We start from the raw sequence: 1,905 nt of genomic DNA on the forward strand, positions 1-1,905 counted from the left end.
GTCGGCGGTGATCCGGCGCGGCGGGGTCGTCGAGGACGACGCCGCCCGGCAGGTCGCCCGTGCCGACGCGCAGGTGGAGGAAGTCAGGGTCTTCGGGACGGCGCTCCCAGAGACCACGCCGCGGGCCCAGCGCGCGGAGCAGTGTCGCCGCCGGGTCCGGATGGGCGCGGCGGAGGGCAGCGGCCTCGCGGTCGAGCGCGGCGGTGGCGTCCCGGTCGATCTCGGCCCGGATCCGCTGGTACTCCGCCAGCTCACGCCGGTGCTCCCGCGCTGCCTGGCGCCGGGCCGCCAGGTAGGAGCCGACCAGGGAGAGCGGCGCCAGCGCCGCGAAAAGAAGCAGGTAGTAGGCGTGGAGGAGTACCGCCATCCCGGTCGCGGCCGCGGCGGGGAGGAGCGTTGCCAACACCGGGGGCGGTGCGGGCCGCGGCGGAACCGGCGGCGTGGGGAGGCGGTACCGGGAACCGCCCGGGGCACGCAGCATCCGCGGCTCGCGGCTGATCTCCAGGTACGGCCCGGCCGGAGCCGGCTGGAGCAGGGCGTCCGGCTCGTCGGGCACCGTCAGCAGCAGCCGCGCCCCGCCGACGCGCAGGGTGACCCGCGGCCCGGCACCGCCGCGTTCACCGGCCGGGAAGGAGACGGGGCCGTCGCGGCGGCACCCGTCGATCCACACCGTCGCCCCCGCACGGGGGGTGATCGTGCAGGAGCCGTCGACGTCGACCCGCAGGGACAACGCGCGCCGCGGCGTGGAATGGCCGCGCAGCACGACGCCGCCGGCAGGGTCCGACCCCAGGCTGTATTCGCCGGCCAGGAGCCGGTGCACCATGCCGGCGCCGGGACCACCGGTGACCCGGAGCTCGACAAGCCCCACCGGCTCGTTGCGCCCGGCTCCGAGCGGCGCTCCGAGCAGCGCGCCGAGGGGTGCTCCGAGCGGCGCGCCGAGCCTGAGAACGGAGCCGTCGCGCAGGGGCGAGGCGTCCAGCCGCAGGCCGGGGTCGACCTCCGCGCCATCGACGTGGATCGCCGCCGGGGGCTCGCGGGCGCCCTGCACCGCTCCGGGCGATCGCCCCCGCCCCCGACCTCCCGGCCGCCGCTCGGATCCGTGCGCGTGCTCCGCCAGCGCGGCCGCGATCGCGCCCAGCGGCGTTGCCCCGTCGGCGCGGAGCAGTACCGTCCGCCTGGTGGCCCGCCGACTGTCGGCAGGCACCAGGCAGGCGCGGGCAGGCGCCCGAGGGGACGTGTCCGCGACGCCCGCGACATCGATGGTGATCCACATGGCGGGCACGATACAAGTCGAAGTCGACAGTGTGCTCTCTGTAACTTCTTACGAAGAGTCGCCTGATTTCGAGCGATTCTGGCGGCGGCTGCGGCCGCGACGGGTCTCGCGGGCCCGGGAGCGCGCCTTCACGATCTCCTCGCCGGCCATCCTCACCAGCGCATCGCCGTCCAGCGGCCGGTGAACCGGGGCCGGTGGGGTGCCGAGGCCCGCGGCGTGGTCGGCGCCGAGCGGCGCGACCTCGCCATGGCCCGATCGGAGCCCCCCACCGAACGCGATCCCGACGCTGGCCGTGACCCGGACCCGGTGGTCGTCCACGACCAGTGGGTCGACGAGGCAGGAGGTCAGCCGGTCGGCCAGTGCCACCGCCGCGTGGCCGGTCACCTCGGTCGTCACGACGACGAACTCGTCCCCGCCCCAGCGGCCCAGCACCGCGCCGGGCCCGAGCACCTCGGCGAACCGGAGCGCGACCGCGCGCAGCGTCCCGTCGCCGACCGTGTAGCCGAACCGCTGGTTGACGCGCCCGAAGGCGTCGAGATCGAGGAAAAGGACCGCAACTCCGGTGTCCTCGGCCGTGCCCCCGGTGCCGGGGCCGCGGGGGTGGGCAGGGCCGAGTCGGTCCGGGGAGGGGG

The 1,905-nt window shown here is 76.5% G+C and carries 1 protein-coding gene and 1 pseudogene; both read right to left on the minus strand.

From position 1 onward, the window contains the following. Window positions 1–1,273, minus strand: a pseudogene (locus FMEAI12_RS35550) (cell division protein FtsK); the annotation flags it as partial. 48 nt (window positions 1,274–1,321) lie between these two features. After that, a partial coding sequence (locus FMEAI12_RS35555; protein ID WP_146776856.1) for a GGDEF domain-containing protein occupies window positions 1,322–1,905 on the minus strand: 584 nt, incomplete at its 5' end.

It is taken from the genome of Parafrankia sp. Ea1.12 (assembly GCF_900465275.1).
GTDB classification, from domain to species: domain Bacteria; phylum Actinomycetota; class Actinomycetes; order Frankiales; family Frankiaceae; genus Parafrankia; species Parafrankia soli.